This window comes from Schaedlerella arabinosiphila, from assembly GCF_003885045.1.
Taxonomy (GTDB): Bacteria; Bacillota; Clostridia; order Lachnospirales; family Lachnospiraceae; genus Schaedlerella; species Schaedlerella arabinosiphila.
Window position 1 is genome coordinate 6,256,821 of sequence record NZ_RHJS01000002.1, and the last position, 15,981, is coordinate 6,272,801.

The 15,981-nt window shown below is 50.7% G+C and carries 15 protein-coding genes; 14 read left to right on the forward strand and 1 reads right to left on the reverse strand.

Annotation, left to right across the window (positions count from 1 at the left end; genetic code table 11):
- Window positions 1-14 precede the first annotated feature (14 nt).
- The 7 genes from EBB54_RS29400 (at window position 15) to EBB54_RS29430 (ending at window position 6,082) form a co-directional block, all read left to right on the forward strand.
- Window positions 15-884 (forward strand): carbohydrate ABC transporter permease, encoded by an 870-nt coding sequence (locus EBB54_RS29400; RefSeq protein WP_125130418.1) that lies wholly within the window; start codon window positions 15-17, stop codon window positions 882-884.
- 34 nt (window positions 885-918) lie between these two features.
- Window positions 919-1,803 carry a carbohydrate ABC transporter permease gene (locus tag EBB54_RS29405; protein ID WP_125130420.1) on the forward strand — a complete coding sequence of 295 codons (885 nt, stop codon included), beginning with the start codon at window positions 919-921 and terminating at the stop codon, window positions 1,801-1,803.
- 10 nt (window positions 1,804-1,813) lie between these two features.
- Window positions 1,814-3,445: an efflux RND transporter periplasmic adaptor subunit gene (locus EBB54_RS31525; protein WP_243127854.1), complete on the forward strand. Its 1,632-nt coding sequence runs from the start codon at window positions 1,814-1,816 to the stop codon at window positions 3,443-3,445.
- Entirely contained in the window at window positions 3,432-4,460 is a 1,029-nt protein-coding gene (locus EBB54_RS29420; RefSeq protein ID WP_125130422.1) for a hypothetical protein, read from the forward strand. The genes EBB54_RS31525 and EBB54_RS29420 overlap by 14 nt, the downstream gene beginning before the upstream one ends.
- 49 nt (window positions 4,461-4,509) lie before the next feature.
- Entirely contained in the window at window positions 4,510-4,650 is a 141-nt protein-coding gene (locus tag EBB54_RS30305; protein WP_154677818.1) for a hypothetical protein, read from the forward strand.
- A 128-nt stretch (window positions 4,651-4,778) separates the two neighbouring features.
- Window positions 4,779-5,288: an RNA polymerase sigma factor gene (locus tag EBB54_RS29425; RefSeq protein ID WP_125130424.1), complete on the forward strand. Its 510-nt coding sequence runs from the start codon at window positions 4,779-4,781 to the stop codon at window positions 5,286-5,288.
- Between the two features lie 53 nt (window positions 5,289-5,341).
- Window positions 5,342-6,082: a hypothetical protein gene (locus EBB54_RS29430; protein ID WP_125130426.1), complete on the forward strand. Its 741-nt coding sequence runs from the start codon at window positions 5,342-5,344 to the stop codon at window positions 6,080-6,082.
- A gap of 285 nt (window positions 6,083-6,367) precedes the next feature.
- Here the strand turns inward: EBB54_RS29430 and EBB54_RS29440 are convergent, their stop codons facing one another.
- Window positions 6,368-7,840, reverse strand: a complete 1,473-nt coding sequence (locus EBB54_RS29440) for a DDE-type integrase/transposase/recombinase (protein WP_125129068.1) — start codon at window positions 7,838-7,840, stop codon at window positions 6,368-6,370.
- 173 nt (window positions 7,841-8,013) lie between these two features.
- On the opposite strand from EBB54_RS29440, the gene EBB54_RS29445 reads away from it, so the two are divergent.
- The 7 genes from EBB54_RS29445 to EBB54_RS29475 all read left to right on the forward strand — a co-directional run bounded on the left by EBB54_RS29445 (window position 8,014) and on the right by EBB54_RS29475 (window position 15,895).
- Entirely contained in the window at window positions 8,014-8,880 is an 867-nt protein-coding gene (locus EBB54_RS29445) for an ABC transporter ATP-binding protein (RefSeq protein WP_125130428.1), read from the forward strand.
- Window positions 8,881-9,009: 129 nt separating this feature from the next.
- The gene (locus EBB54_RS29450) at window positions 9,010-10,239 is read left to right on the forward strand and encodes an ABC transporter permease (RefSeq protein ID WP_243127855.1); all 1,230 of its coding nucleotides are present in this window, start codon (window positions 9,010-9,012) and stop codon (window positions 10,237-10,239) included.
- A gap of 139 nt (window positions 10,240-10,378) precedes the next feature.
- Complete coding sequence (locus EBB54_RS29455) at window positions 10,379-11,044, forward strand: response regulator transcription factor (RefSeq protein WP_125130430.1); 666 nt, start codon at window positions 10,379-10,381, stop codon at window positions 11,042-11,044.
- A gap of 58 nt (window positions 11,045-11,102) precedes the next feature.
- Window positions 11,103-12,176, forward strand: coding sequence for a sensor histidine kinase (locus EBB54_RS29460; RefSeq protein ID WP_125130432.1), 1,074 nt, complete (start codon window positions 11,103-11,105; stop codon window positions 12,174-12,176).
- A 55-nt stretch (window positions 12,177-12,231) separates the two neighbouring features.
- Entirely contained in the window at window positions 12,232-12,885 is a 654-nt protein-coding gene (gene fic / locus EBB54_RS29465; RefSeq protein ID WP_125130434.1) for a protein adenylyltransferase Fic, read from the forward strand.
- A 147-nt stretch (window positions 12,886-13,032) separates the two neighbouring features.
- A complete protein-coding gene (locus tag EBB54_RS29470; protein ID WP_125130436.1) occupies window positions 13,033-13,800 on the forward strand; it encodes an ABC transporter ATP-binding protein in 768 nt (255 codons plus the stop codon).
- Entirely contained in the window at window positions 13,790-15,895 is a 2,106-nt protein-coding gene (locus EBB54_RS29475; protein ID WP_125130438.1) for an ABC transporter permease, read from the forward strand. The genes EBB54_RS29470 and EBB54_RS29475 overlap by 11 nt, the downstream gene beginning before the upstream one ends.
- Window positions 15,896-15,981 lie beyond the last annotated feature (86 nt).

Below are 15,981 nucleotides of genomic sequence, written 5' to 3' on the forward strand. Positions count from 1 at the left end.
GGAGATATAAACAGATGCTTTTGAATAAAAATCATGAGAGAAGCCGGGAACGCTGGGGCCTGCTCTTCGTCCTTCCCAGCCTGACGGGAGTGCTGGCGTTTTATGTGATCCCTTATCTGGATGTGGTCCGCAGGGCCTTTGCCCGGACTCTGACCGGGGAATTTGCAGGGGTATCGAACTTTTGCCAGGTGCTGGAGAATCCGGCGTTCCGTCTTGCATCGGCGAATACGGCGAAAATGATGGGGGTCAGTGTTCCGATCTTAGTTGTATGCTCGCTGATGCTGGCAGTACCTCTGCAGAAGGGAATCCAGGGGGGCCGGTGGTTTAAGAGCGGGCTGTTGATTCCCATGGCCGTTCCAGTGGCGTCGGTGGTGCTGCTCTGGCAGTGCATCTTCGCAAAGCAGGGATTTCTGAACGGGATTTTGAATCTGTTTGGGATTCCGGGGACGGACTGGATGAATACGGAGTATGCCTTCGGCGTTCTGGTATTCAGCTATGTGTGGAAGAACCTGGGGTACAGCGTCATTCTGTGGATCGCCGCCCTGGAGGGGATCCCGGCGGAGATCAACGAAGCGGCGCAGATCGACGGAGCGGGGGAATGGGTCATATTCTTACGGATTACGGTTCCCAACCTGTTTTCTGCGTTTTTTACGATCACGGTGCTGTCGCTGATCAATTCCTTCAAGGTATTCCGGGAGGCGTACCTGGTGGCAGGAGACTATCCGGATGAGAGCATCTATATGCTGCAGCATCTGTTCAACAACTGGTACCGGAACCTGGATGTGGATAAGATGGCGGCAGGCGCGGTACTCAGCGGTACGGTGCTGTTTGTGCTGGTGTGTCTCTTCTGGAGAAGATGGGAAGGAAACGCGGCGGATATATGAGAGGGATGCTTTTTTAGAGAAGACCGGGAGGAAAATGGATCAGATGCAAAAGCATGGAAAGCGTGCAGGAGTAAAGCAGAAAAGGAATGTGGTTTTGCCATTTTTTATGGGGGCGCTGGCTTTTATCTGCTGTTATCCGATCCTGTTTTTAATGACAGGGTCATTGATGGGACAGGGGGAGGCGGCGGAAAATCTCAGGCCGGTGTTCTCAGGCGCGGAGGGCTTCGCGTCCTGGTCTGTGCTTCCGTTTCAGCCCACACTTCGCTCCTATGTGGAGCTGATTTTTGATACGCCGGATTTCTTTGTGATGTTCTGGAATTCCATGAAGATCACGGGAGGGATACTGTTGGGGCAGGTGGTGTTCGGCATCCCGGCGGCCTGGGGCTTTGCCAGATACCGATTCCGTTTTCGGCGGAGTCTGTTCTTTTTATATATCGTCATGATGATGATGCCGTTTCAGGTGATGATGCTTTCGGATTATCTCGTGATCCGGCGGATGGGGTTCATGGATACGATGGCGGCAATCATCCTTCCGGGAATTTTTTCCACCCTTCCGGTGTTCATCATCTGCCAGTTTTTTAAGGAAATACCGGAGGAATTGCTGGAAGCGGCGCGCATCGACGGCGCGGGAGAAGGGAATATTTTTTTCCAGATCGGACTGCCCCTCGGTAAGGCCGGGATCATCTCGGCGCTGGTGCTGCAGTTCCTGGAATGCTGGAATATGCTGGAGCAGCCTATGGCATTTTTAAAGACACCGTCGTTGTGGCCGCTGTCCCTGTTCCAGCCCCAGATCACGGCGGAGACAGCGGGGGCCGCGTTTGCGGCATCGGTATTGGCGCTGCTTCCGGCCATCTGGGTATTTTTGGCCGGGCACGAATTTTTGGAGCAGGGGATACAGGCGTATTGCGGGAATGTGTGAGGTGGAAGAGATGAAACAGAGGATGATGAAGGCAGGAATTTTACTCTTGGGATTGATGATCGTATTTACCATGATTTCCAGAACTGCCTATAATATAAGTACCGCCCAGGTTTCTACGAAAAAACCGGAGCCTCAGACATTTACCCCGGATGTCTCGGCCAGGGGGACTGTGGTCGGCCGGGAGGAGATCGCTGTCTCTACGGTGGAAAGCCTGCGGGTGGGATCTGTGCATGTCATGGAAGGGCAGGCAGTGGAGGCCGGACAGATCCTGTTCGAAGTGGACCAGCAGGACCTGATGGAAAAGATGAAAGAGAAGCAGCAGGAATTGTATTCTCTCGACTTGCAGATCCGCGGGGCGGCGGAGTCGGCGGCGATTTCAGAGAAAAGCCGGCAGCTGACATTGTCTCAGGTGCAGGAGGATTATAACCGGACCGCAGCCAGAGAAAATGAGACGGTGAATGCGGCACTGGCCGAGCTGCAGCAGGCGCAGGAAGCATATCAGAATTTTATCGCAGGCTCCGGGACAGGAGCGGGTCAGGCGGCTTCCGGCCAGTCAGGCGCAGGTCGGATGGATTTCGGCCAGCCGGTGGGCCAGACGGATTCCATCGAGCAGGGCGGAGGCCAGACAGGCGCAGGTCAGCCGGATTCAGGTCAACCAGATATCGGCCAGCCGGATTCAGGTCAACCAGATATCGGCCAGCCAGATTTCTCGCAGCCGGATATTGGGCAAATGGATCAGGATCAGTCCGGCTTTGATCAGATGGCTTCCGGTCAGACAGCGGAGGGGCTCCTTGCCGTGATACAGGAGAAGCAGGCGGCATATGACCAGGCGGTGAAAAACCGGGATGAGTCCTTATACCAGGCACAAAAAGCACTGGATTCGGCGAATTTGGAAACGGCAAAGGATTATTCTGTGGAACAGAGCCAGATTACCCGGGGGCAGAAGGAGGAGGAGATTGCCAGACTGCAGGCGCTGATCAATACTCAGGGACAAGTGGCGGCCCCGGCAAAAGGAATGGTGACGGAAGTCGGCATAAAAGCAGGAAGTACGACGACAGGCGGGGGTGATATCCTGCTGTCGGATCTTTCCGGAGGGGCAAGCCTGACTGTGACTTTCCCAGAGGAAATGAGAAAATATATCCGAGAGGGGACTCAGGCGGTGGTTACAGCAGAAAACCCTCTGCCCGGACAGCAGGCCGCAACAGAGCGGGTGACGATTCAGACCATAGCGGACAGCGGTATTTCCGGCAATGGGACATACGGCATGGAGACAGGCGCGGCATCTGAAGCACAGTCAGGAAGCAGCTTTACGGTGACGGTTCATGTATCCTCGGATCATTTTTCGGCAGGGGAGTCGGCAGCCTTGAAGGTGGAAGCACAGGTAAGTGATTATGCGGCCTGTGTTCCGACAGAGGCCCTTCATCTGATGTCAGGAAACCAGTATTATGTCAATGTGGCCGAGAAAAAGTCTACGATCCTGGGGGAAGAATGGGTGGTACGCCAGGTCAGTGTGGAGCTGCTGGAAAAGAACGAAAAATACGCGGCGGTGGAAGGAATTTCATCCGAGCAGGAGGTTGTAACAGAATCCTCCCGTACCTTGGAGGAGGGAAGCAGGGTGAAGGTGAACCATGAAATGGATTGAAGCTGTGGACAGGAAAAAATGGAGAGGGCGGTGTCTGCTCTTCTTCCTGGGAGCCGTAACTCTGCTGTGTTTTGCGAAGGGAGTCCGCCATGCGGAGCTTGTAAAAGCACATGCTTCCAAATTGGATTTTGCGGCATCCGGAGAGCAGGGGGGATTGGATTACGCAGGCGCTAAGTCTGCATGGGAAGAGAATCAGAAGCGGGATCATCCGCTGGAATACGTGAACTGGACACAGGCGGACGGGGTGCAGGTCTCTGCGCCCGCTCTTGGAACATCGGAAGAATGTGATGCATTAATCCTCTGCGGCCGCTCGGATCTGCTGTTTCCGGGTTATGCCGTGCTGGACGTGGAGGTTCAATACGGATGCCTGCTCAGCAGCGCATTGTCGGGGAAGCTGTTTGGAGGAAAAGACACGCAGGGACTCATGGTAGAGATACAGGGCAGAAAGTTGGAAGTTCTGGACGTAGTAGACAGTGAGGAGGTATTTCTGGTCTATGAAGCCGGGGAACAAGACTTGTGTACCTTCGACCGCGCGGCGGTGAACTGCGTCTCGGGAGAGATCGGTAAAACAGAAGAAAGGTATCAGCAGTTATGCGGAAGCTGGGAACGGATGGAGAGCAGGGTGCTTGTCTGGATCACTCAGGGCGTTTGCTTTCTGATTCCCTGCATCCTGTGGATATTTTTGATGCGCTATTGCGCGGAAATGTCACGGATGGAACGGGCGGACAGGGTAGAAAAAAGAATATGGAGATCACTGCTGTATCTGCTGCTGGCAGGAGGGGTCCTGCTGCTGATCAAAATGGTGCGGATTCCGGAAGATATGATTCCTGCAAAATGGTCGGATTTTGATTTCTGGATGGAATATGGGAAGAGGCTGGGCGCAGCGTGCCAGGTTTTGCTCCGGTCTGAGAAGAGGATACCGGATATTCCGATGATGAAGGAATTTGCGGGAGCACTGCAGTGGGCAGCGGCTGCAGTGGCAGGAGAGGTGGCATTTTGTATAAAATTTGAGTAAAGGATCTGTTTTACAATTATCTCATACGCTGTCGTCACCTCGGAAGTTTATGAAAAAATACCATGAACAGCTCTATACCCCATATGTGATCCATACGCTGGATCTGAAGGAAGCGGAGGGCGTCGTATATCTGCCGGTTTATATGACGCCTCTTTCAAGTACAAATCATTTCTCAAAGGCTGCCATATGACAGCTTGTTCAAGTGCGCTATTAATTCCCGCGAAGCAAAGTTTATAATAAAGTTATGAAAAGTTGTTTTTTTCTCACTTTGGATTGTTATATATAACAGATGCATCATAAAAAGGGGGTGGATCTTGCATGTCTGCCGGCAATTTACGGAACCGCATTTTGTACAAGGACGGATATCTGGAAAAATTAATCACAGACAACTATGAACCCATATACAAATACTGCTGCCGTCATCTGAACCAGCGCCAGGCAGCGGAGGATATCACGCAGGAGACATTTCTGAAATTTTTAAACAGTCTGGACAATTACCGGGATTACGGGAAAATCAGGAACTACCTCTATGTGATCGCCGGAAACCTGATCCGAAACTATTTCAGGAAGCCAAAGGAGATCTGTACAGAGGAGATGCCGGATTCTGAAGAAACAGCTCCGGATCATGGGGACGGCATCCTGGACAGGCTGATGGTTCGTGAAGCCTTGTCCGCCCTGGAAAAGACGGAGAAGGAGATTGTGATTTTAAGATATTACCAGGATCTAAAGCTTGGAGATATCTCAAAAATACTGGGGATTCCGGTATCCACCGTGCGCTATAAGCTGAAAAATGCGGAAAAGCAGCTCAGGGGCAGGCTGGATTTGTAGTGCAAAATCATCTATGAAAAGCAGATACGGCAAATTAGGAAAGGAGCAAAGCAATGACAAACCGAAAATTAAAAAGATATCTGGCATCCGTCCAGGTCCCGGAATACAGCCCGCAGGGACTCCAGGAAACCATTGCCAGGGCCGGGGAGATCCAGTTTTTCCCGGAAAAACAGAGAATGACAAACCTGCAGTTTTTCCGAGATCAGCTCCGTTTTATCGGGAAAGGATTTTGGGGAATGAAATTTATATTTACCGGGATCTTCCTCTATCTGATCCTGTCGGGATCGGCGGAACCGGACAGTTGGATCATGACCGCCGCAGCCATATCCGGTCCCATCGTGTTCATGGCGGATGCAAATATTCTCTGCGATATTTTCTGGAAGGGCATGCTGGAACTGCAGATGACGGCAAAGCATTCCCTGCGGAAAGTCCTGATCTGCCGTATGCTGGTATCCGGAATCGCGGATTTCCTGATCCTTGCCTGTGCGGCGTCGGCGTTCACCCTGGCAAAAGGGATCTATCTGCGGCAGACTTTGCTGTATATGGTGGTTCCCTATAACCTGATGTGCTTTGGATGCCTGGCAGCCTTAAACCGCAGGACTGAGGAAAACACCATGCTTTATTGCATGACCTGGGGAATCCTTCTGACCTTTGCGATCATCCTTTCAAAATCGGCTGGGATTCCGTTGTTTGAGGTAAGGTATACGGGGAACTGGCTGTTTTTCGGGGGGACCTCGGCGCTGGGAGCAATATGGGAAATGAAAAGATTATTGAAATTCGGTAGTGTCAAGTAATTTATGAAAAACTGAGCTGCAAAAAACAGGCTCAAATGAACCTTGAAAACTGTAGATATCGACTCCGAAAAGCTCTCCGAGGGCTTAGGGCGTTGCCCTAAGAACCCACAAGGGACCAATCCCTTGACCCGGTTTCGGGCTTTGCCCGAACCCATCCTCGCCGGAAGGCAGGAAAAGGGCGCAGTGGCCCCTTTTCTGACAGACAGGATCATCCGTGAGCCTTATGTCAATAGACTTTCGCGGCATATCCTCACCGCCTGACGGCGGCTGCGGTATTCCACGGTTCTATTGACAACAGCTCCGCTCCGGCGCAGAGCCGCCGTTTTTCTGCTGGTTCAGGATGGTCTGCTGGCCAAGGAAGATGAGAAGCTGCCATTTTCCAGGCATGTTGTCAGCGCCCCGCAGCATTTCTACTTCGTTAAGAACTTTGTAGTTCTTGTGTTTATGCGGACGGAGAAAGTTATAGTATGCGACCCAGAGGGCAAGGTCATAGTTGGCACCGTCGATGTGGTCAAAGCCGTTTGTGTGACGGTAAGATGCCTTATAAGTACGGTTGAGCCGTTCAATCATCTGTTTGTAGGGACGGTGTTCTTTGGAAACAGCATCGTCGTTGGTAAGTCCAATCACCTGAGTGATTTTGAATGTAAAATCGTTTCCCAGCTTTTTTACAAATTCCATTGCAGCGAGCGGGTAGGCGCTGTAACCGTCAGCAATGAACTTAAAGTTTTCCGGCAGTTTTGCAAGTCCCCGGAAAGCCATACGCATAGCGAGGATACAGGGGCCGACACCACGGTTATCAGAGATCTGGTAGCCAATGATGGATCGGGATGCGGCATTCATAATGAGCCAGACATAGGATTTGATCCCACGGATTTTGATATAGGTTTCATCGGCAGTAAAAACAGGCCCTTTTTCGTAGGGGTATTGGTCAACAAAAGGTTTCACGCAGATAGCTGCGGTCTTGCAGTAATTAGCGATCTGCTGGTGGGAAATGCCGATGTTGTACAGGTCTCTGAGAGCCTGGGAGGTTTTCCTAAGGGAGAGGCCAAGGTTGACGTGTAGGGTCAGGCACAAGGACATTACGTGGGCATTATGCTTGGTGAATTTCAGGGATGAAGCATTTTTAGGCAGGGTATTGAGATCCATGCTGAAAAAATCCATCGTAAACTCACGGTAGATATAGTGGAGTTTATATTTATTTTTGCCGTAGTCCTGCCTGAGATCTTCTTTATCTACCTTTTTGAGGTTGTAGAGGTAATAAGGACATTTGGGATTGATGCACTTATGGATGATAAAGTGTTTGCGCTCCTTCTTTGGGACCAGGGTATTGCCGCAGTGGGGACAGCGTAGTTTTACAGAGGAGAAGCGGCTTTCATCGGGTGAGAACCTTGCGCTGCAGACTTTGCAGAGAAGCTGTCCTTTGGAACCATTATTTTTATAAAGGAAAGGCTTCGGGGCACCACAGCGGGGGCAGGTACAGCTGTCCGGAATATCGCATTCTGACCGTCGGCTGACAGGGCGTATTTTCTTACCATAACGCTTTTCAAAGTAAGGGATGAGATCTTGATAAGTCCAGTCCTGCCGGAAGTCAGTGACAAGAGGGAGATCGTCAATTTTAAACTTCTGGTACTTTGGAGAATGGGAATCATCAAAAGCCCACTGTTTCAGTGGGATATATCTGCAGATAAAATGAATCAGCCAGCAGTTTTGTTGGTAAAGAGATTGAATGAGAAAGAGTAAATAGGTAATAATATCCATAAGCAATGATTTTCCTTTCAGTGTTTGTGGGATGGTAATAGTATTGACACAAAAAAGGGAGGTCATTGCTTTTTTCTTTGAAAAAGTGGTGAAACCCTTGAAATAATAAGGTTTGTTAAAAAAAATATGGTAGTTAACTTGACACTACCTGAAATTCGGAGGAGGAAACGTAGATGAAGTTAGAGTTGGAACGTTTGTCTAAACAATTTAAAAACAAGATTGCCGTGGAGGACGTCAGCACGGTATTGACAGAAGGAATCTATGGATTTCTGGGAGCCAACGGCGCAGGAAAAACCACATTGATCCAGATGATCTGCGGAATCGTGGAGCCTACGGCGGGAGAGGTGAAGCTGGATGGGAAAAATACGATCAGCATGGGGGAGGACTTTCGGGATCTGCTTGGTTATCTGCCCCAGGAATTTGGCTATACCCCCGGATTTACGGCAAAGGATTTCATGCTTTACATTTCTTCGATCAAGGGCCTGGAACCGAGATTCGCAAGGAAACGGACGGAGGAACTTCTGCGGCTGGTCAATCTGGAGGATGAGGCAAACCACAAGGTACGGACCTTTTCCGGGGGAATGAAGAGGAGGCTGGGGATCGCCCAGGCGCTTCTCAACGATCCCAGAATACTGATTCTGGACGAGCCCACGGCAGGGCTGGACCCTAAAGAACGGGTGTATTTCCGGAATCTGATCTCGGGGATGTCGAGAGACAGGATCATCATCATTTCCACCCATATCGTATCGGACATCGAATACATTTCCGACAGGATTCTGGTTATGAAAAAGGGCAGATTCATTCTGGACGGGCCTGCGGAGGAACTGGTGCGGGAAGTAGACGGAGGGGGCTGGGAATGCGCGGTGCCCCGGAAGGAATGGCCGGAGTTCGAACAGGAGCAGTGCATTGTCAATGCGCATAACCGGGATCATGTGGTGGAGGCCAGGGTGGTATCCCGGAAGATGCCCCGTGAGGGCGCGAGGATGGTGGAACCCACACTGGAAGATCTGTATCTGGAATATTTTGGGGACGAATTATAAATCCGGATGCACTTTAGAGTATCCAACTGTACAGGTAAATGTTTTTGGAATGAATGATAGCAGTGACTGCGGGCACCCGGTCAGGGTGTGACAGTAACTGATCATATGAAGAAGGGAAAGGAAATTCGTATGGGTGGAATGATTTGGTATGAATGGAAAAAAATATGGGGCAGCAGGCTGACGCAGCTTTCTGTCCTGGGATGCGCGCTGTTTTTTCTTTTTGGTGCATGGTCAAATGTCTCTCAGATATTTGCGGAGGACGAACAGGGAAATATGGTGACCGGAATCCAGGCCGAGGAGATTTTAAAGCAGGTGCAGAAAAACCAGGTGCTGACACAGGAACATATAGAAGGGATCATGCAGGAATATCTGGATGAGGCCGAACGCATCTATGAGGAAGAGGACGATCCGGAAGCCGCGTCGGATCTGGTTCGGAAGGCGGTCTACATGCCGCGGAAAGATTTGTATGACCTGATTGCGCGTGCTTACGACAATTGGGCAGGAACGGAAACCATCGCTGTTTTTCAGGAGAACCTGGGCAGAGATTTTTACCAGGCACGCCGGGAAGCGGGCAAAGCGTACACTGCCCGTCTGGAGATGCAGGGAGTGGTCACGGCAGAGGAGGCGGCATATTGGAACGCGCGCAATGCATCGGTGGAGGAATATTCCTATGGATACCGGAAAGGATGGGAATGCGTGTTGAATAATATGCCTTGGGGAATCCTGATCATGATGATCGTCTGCGTAGGGACGGCACCTGTATTTGCAGGCGAGTACCAGTCAAAATGTGATTCTCTGTTCCTCTGCATGAAATACGGTAAGAACAGGCTGCCCATGGCAAAAATCATCGCGGCCTGGCTGTATGCAAGCCTGGTCTATCTGGGAATTACGCTCCTTTGGTCAGGCGTGATCCTGCTCTATCTCGGAGCGCAGGGCTGGGAGCTGCCGGTACAGCTTTTGAGGGCAAGTAGCGCTCCGGCGAGCTACAATGTGACGTTTGGTCAGGCGTTTCTGCTGGAGCTGCTGCTGGGGTATGTGCTGACATTGAGCATCATGGCAGTGACGCTGTGGATGTCGTCGGTATTTAAAAATCCATATGGGGTGATTGTTGCGGCGTTTTTGCTGCTGATTGTCCCGACATTTTTATTGCTGGCAGGGCAGGGATATGTGCTGTACCACATCCTTTCGCTGCTTCCTGCTAAGATTATGGATTTCACTTTTTTTGACTATACGGCCTATTCTGTGGGCGGGAAGGTATTGAGCTGCCTGTCTGCGGATCTGATCGTAAACGGGGCGGCGGCGGTGCTGTTTTCCGCGGCAGGATATGGGATGTTCCGGAGGCATCAGGTGAATCAATAGACGGAGCTGCGGGTACTGCTTAACACAGCCTGAAAAACAGGCTGCGAAAAAAGGTTCATCCTGAATTTTTCAAAAACTTGATTGGGGAATTGTATAAAAGAAATCCTTGTGCCATAATAGAAGCAAAGGAGAACCTGCCATGCATATTTTAATCATAGAAGATGAACCTGCCATCCGCCAGGAACTGAAACTGCTTCTCGAAAACGCTCTGTACCAGGTGACTGCGTTGGAGGATTTTGAGGATGCGGCAAAAGAAGCGCTGGCTCTCGATCCGGATCTGGTGCTGCTGGATCTGAACCTGCCGGGAGAGTCCGGCTTTGATATCTGCACCAGGATACGCTTTGCATCGGAAGTCCCGATCATTTTTGTGACCAGCAGGACCGATTCCATGGACGAACTGACCGGGCTGATGAAGGGCGGGGACGACTATATCACAAAGCCTTTTCAGGCGCCGATCCTGCTGGCCCACATAGCGGCGGTTTTAAAGCGTACCGCCCGGGGCGGTACGGAATTGTCAAAACTGACACACAAAGAGGCAGAGCTGGATATCGCCCGGGGAAGCATTTCTTACAGGGGGCAGACTGTGGAGCTGACAAAAAATGAATTAAAGATTATGCACTGTCTGTTCCTGAATAAAGAAAAAATTGTTTCCCGGGCGAATCTGATCGAGTACCTCTGGGACAATCAGGTTTTTATTGACGACAATACATTAAGCGTCAATATAACCCGAATCCGTACAAAACTGGAGCCGGTGGGGCTGCATGATTTTATCGGGACGAAGAGAGGGCTTGGGTATTATATATGATCCGCGGATGTGCAGGGAAAGATTTCTACAAAGCATACGGGAGAGAGGAGTACCGCATATGAAAGAAGGGGCAGACGCTGCAAAGAAACTGCGCTGCGGCGGGGAAGGACATCTATCGTTCTGTACATTTTTAAAGGACAAGATCCTGCTTTTCTTACTGCACATATCCTGTATGCTGGTGCTTGCCGGCTTCCTTCTGCTTACGGGGTATGCCTGGGATTACTGTGCCCTGATCCTGATCTGCTGGTTTCTGGTGGCTGCTGCATGGATGCTCTGCGAATATCATGAACGGAGAAATTACTTTTTCCGGATCGGAGAGGTACTGGGCAAGGTAGACCAGAGATTCCTTTTAGGCGAGCTGATGCCGGAGTCTCCCCGGATCGAGGACAGGCTGTACCGTGAGATGATCCGCAAATCCAACAAATCCGTCATCGAACGAATCCGCCGTGTGGAGGACGAACAGCAGGAGTACCGGGAGTATATCGAAAGCTGGGTGCACGAGATCAAAGCGCCGATCACCAGCATTTCCCTGATGTGCGAGAACCGCAGGAATGCATGGAACGATTCCGGGCAGATCGCGCTGGAAAACCAGAAGGTGGAGAACTATGTGGACATGGCGCTGTATTACGCCCGCTCGGATGAGGTGTACAAGGATTATGTGATTCAGGAGACCGACCTGCAGACAACCGCGGAGGAGGCGGTTCTGAAAAATAAACATTACCTGATCCAGAACCAGATCCAGGTGGAGGTAGAGTGCGGGGAAGAGAAGGTGTATACGGACAGGAAATGGATTCTGTTTATTTTGAATCAGTTGATTTTGAACTGTACAAAATATAAGGCAGAGGAAGGCGCCCGCATCCGTATCACAGCGGAAGCCCTTCGGCACGGTGTCCGCCTGCTTGTAGAGGACAACGGGGCGGGGATCAGGGAGGAAGAGCTGCCCCGTATTTTTGAAAAAGGATTTACCGGAACAAACGGACGTAAGTATGACCGGGCGACGGGGATGGGGTTATACCTCTGCAGGAAGCTGTGCAGGAAATTGGGGATCGAGATTTACGCACAGTCAGAGTATGGGACGGGGACATGTATTGCGTTGGAATTTCCGGTCAGCAGGTATGTGATTAATGGATGACTGCGCATCTAAAAGAATGAGGGCAGACGGGAGCGATCCAGAAAGGACGGTAATTATGGCACTGGAAAATAAACTGGGGATTACAAATTCGGCAGAGCTGGCACGGGAAGAGGAAAAGATCAGTAAGAAAAAGGCACTCATGCTGTTCGAATCAGGTATGCTTGACGAGCTGGAAGCAGGCACGTTTGCCGCCCTTGCAGAGATTCACAAATATTTATTCAGCGATATATATGATTTCGCAGGAAAGGTAAGGACTGTGAACCTTGCAAAAGAAAACTTCCGTTTCGCGCCGCTGATGTATCTGCATTCTGCACTGGAGAATATTGACAGAATGCCTCAGTCTGCGTTTGACGAGATCATTGAAAAATATGTGGAGATGAATATTGCGCATCCCTTTCGAGAAGGAAACGGCCGGAGCACCAGGATCTGGCTGGACCAGATTTTGAAAAAAGAGCTTCACCAGGTGGTTGACTGGAGTATGGTGGACAAGGAGGACTATCTCCTTGCGATGGAACGCAGTCCGATTCGGGACATCGAGATCAAACATGTATTGAAGGCGGCATTGACACATGAGATCAATAACAGAGATCTCTATATGAAAGGAATTGATACCAGCTATTTCTACGAAGGGTATACAACGTTTAAGACGGAGGAACTGGAGACAGAGGGGATCATGAAGAATGCAGTGTGCAGAGAACCAGACAATTAGATGTTTTCTTTCAAAAATGTAAGATGATTGTAAGCGGCCCTGATACATTCCATCCGGAAAATCTGTTACGATAAAACCACCATAAAGGCTGCGCATTCAAAGGGCAGTCCGCAGCCCCAAATGGTTTCGAAGGGAGAGTGACAGACTATGAAAGACTACATCCGGATCTGCGATGTGGAGAAGTATTATGGAAACGGTGCAAATGTGACAAAAGCGGTGGATCGTGTCAGCTTCACCGTGGACAAAGGCGAATTTGTCGGCGTGATGGGGGCCTCCGGCAGCGGGAAAACAACCCTGCTCAACATGCTGTCCACCATTGACAGCGTAACAGCCGGACATATCTACTACGGTGACACCGATATTACGGAACTGAAAGAGGATCAGCTTGCGGATTTCCGCAAGGAGAATCTGGGCTTTGTGTTCCAGGACTACAACCTCCTGGATACGCTGACCATCGAGGAAAATATCATGCTGGCCATGACGCTCCAGCACAAAGGCCGCCGGGAGATCCAGGAAGAGTGTGAGAACATGCTGAACCTCCTGGGCATTGCGGACGTCCGCGGACAGTTCCCCTATCAGGTATCCGGTGGACAGAAGCAGCGGTGCGCCTGCGCCAGGGCACTGATCAACCATCCCCGGCTTCTGCTGGCGGATGAGCCGACGGGGGCACTGGATTCCAGATCCTCACAGACCCTTTTGGAGACCTTTACAAAGATGAATCGAACGCTTTCGGCTACCATTTTCATGGTGACCCACGACGCGTTTTCCGCCAGCTACTGCTCAAGGATCTTATTTTTGAAAGACGGACGTATGTTCCATGAGCTGATCCGGGGGGAGCAGGACAGGCGCGGCTTCCTCAACCAGATTCTGGATGTGCTGTCTCTGACAGGAGGTGAGTTTTCCGATGCTCGCTAAGCTTGCCTTCCGCAATGTCAAACGTTCCGCTAAGGATTACCTGGTTTACTTTCTGACCATGACCTTTGTGACCGCGATGATGTTCGCCTTTAATACGGTCATTTTTTCCGCGGACCTGCAGGGGCGGGTCAGTGATGTGGACATGATGCAGGTGCTGATCATACTGGCAACGGTATTCGTGGTGATCATCATCGCATGGCTGATCAACTACATGGTGCGGTTTATGCTCCAGAAGAGGAGCCGTGAGTTCGGAACCTACCTGCTGCTGGGGATGAGAAAAAGGATGATCGCCCACCTGTATATGCGGGAAAATATCGTTCTTGGCGCAGGTGCTTTTCTGCTGGGACTGGTGCTGGGAATCCTTCTGCAGCAGATCCTGCTCTCAATTCTGTTCGGTATCCTCCAGGAACAGTATCATCTGCAGATAGTTCTGGATTTCCGCTGTGTTCTTATGACCATGTCCTGCTATGCGGGCTGCTACATCCTGGCGCTCTTTCGGTGTTCCTGGAAATTCCGGAAAATGAATATCCGGGAGCTGATGTATGCGGGACAGCAAAACGAAGAAATCAAAGAATCCCATGAAGAATGGAAAAAATGGCTGTTTCCGGCATCTATCCTGATTCTGTGTATCCTTGCTTTCAACCTGTTTTGCGGGAAAAACTGGAGTATGGGCGACATCCTTGTGTTTCTGGTGTCCCTGGTTGCTGCAATCTATCTCTTTTACATGGGGCTGTCCTCCTGGATCGTGTGCTATGTGAGAAAAAAGGGCAGCGCCGTCTACAGAGGGGAAAATCTCTTTCTGCTGCGGCAGTTTTCCTCCAAGGTGAAAACCATGCAGTTCACCATGGGGACTCTGACTGCGCTGTTTACCGTAGCTATGCTGGGCTGCGCTTTTGCGATGATGTTTGCGGATTATCAGAACCAGATGCTGGATCAGAAATTCCCCTTTGACGTGCAGGTATTCAGCGAGAAGGAGGATGAGGATTTTGCAAAGGAGCTGGAAGTGCTTGAGCAGAACACCCGGATAAAGGACGCATATCCATATTCAATCCTTCAAAACGGAACAAGTGAGGTGAGTATATGGCTGAGCAGCCATCTGGATACGTTTGGGGATACTTACCGCAATGCGGACGGAACGCCGGATCTGAAAAAGATTGAAAGTGACAAAGGCGCCTATTATGGGACATATGATACCTATATGAGCCTTTCTGTATATAATCATCTGCGGGAAATGCTGGGTTATGCAGCCGTTTCCTTGGAAGAAGGGGAATATCTGATCCACCTAAAGGAACGGATCTACGCTGAAACGGGGGACTTTTCCGACGGGCTTTCTATCCGGGGAACAAAAGGGGAGCTTGGCTGCGGTGGATACCGGACGGAACCATTTTCACAGGACGGGCACAACGGCGCGGATTATCTGATTGTGGTCTGCGACAGTGAGGCAGAGGAGATGGATATTTTTTACAGGGAGCTTGCGGTGGATATTGAAGGGGAGGCGCCGAATGATCTGGGAAAACGTCTGGACGATCTGGCAGAGCTGTCCGAAGAAGAAATCCAGGATATGATGGGGCATGTTTATCTGGATGAAATGGATACAGGGTACGGGACGGACACGGTGGTGGTTTACTATGCGAAAAATCTGGTTCGCGACAACCTGATACCGGAGGTGAAATACATGCTTTCCTCTGTGATCTTCCCCCTGTTTTATATCGGCCTGGTGTTCCTGTGCGTTGCCCTGACCGTGCTGTCCGTGCAGCAGCTCAGCGACTCCGCAAAGTACAGGTTTCGGTATGGAGTGCTGCGAAAGATCGGCCTTAAGAAAAAAGAGCTTGCGTCCGTGGTGTGGAAGCAGTTGTTTATGTATTTCCTGTGTCCTGCGCTGTTAGCGGCAGTGCTCAGCGGGGTGATCATACTGTTTGTCAGTGCGGTGTTTGTAAAGTCCGCAGGGCTGCATACATCTGTACTGCAGTACTTTTCGGCGGCATTTGTGTTGTTTTTCGGGATATATGCGATTTATTTTACCACAACCTATGTGGGATTCCTGCGAAGCGTGGACGGGACGGCGTCTGGCGGGCCGCCTTCTGCCGCAGGGTAAGTGATCCGGTAAGATCCGCTTCGCTGTTTGAATAAAGGAACTGAAAACCGGGCCTGCCGGGAAACGGTGCTGACATATAAGATATC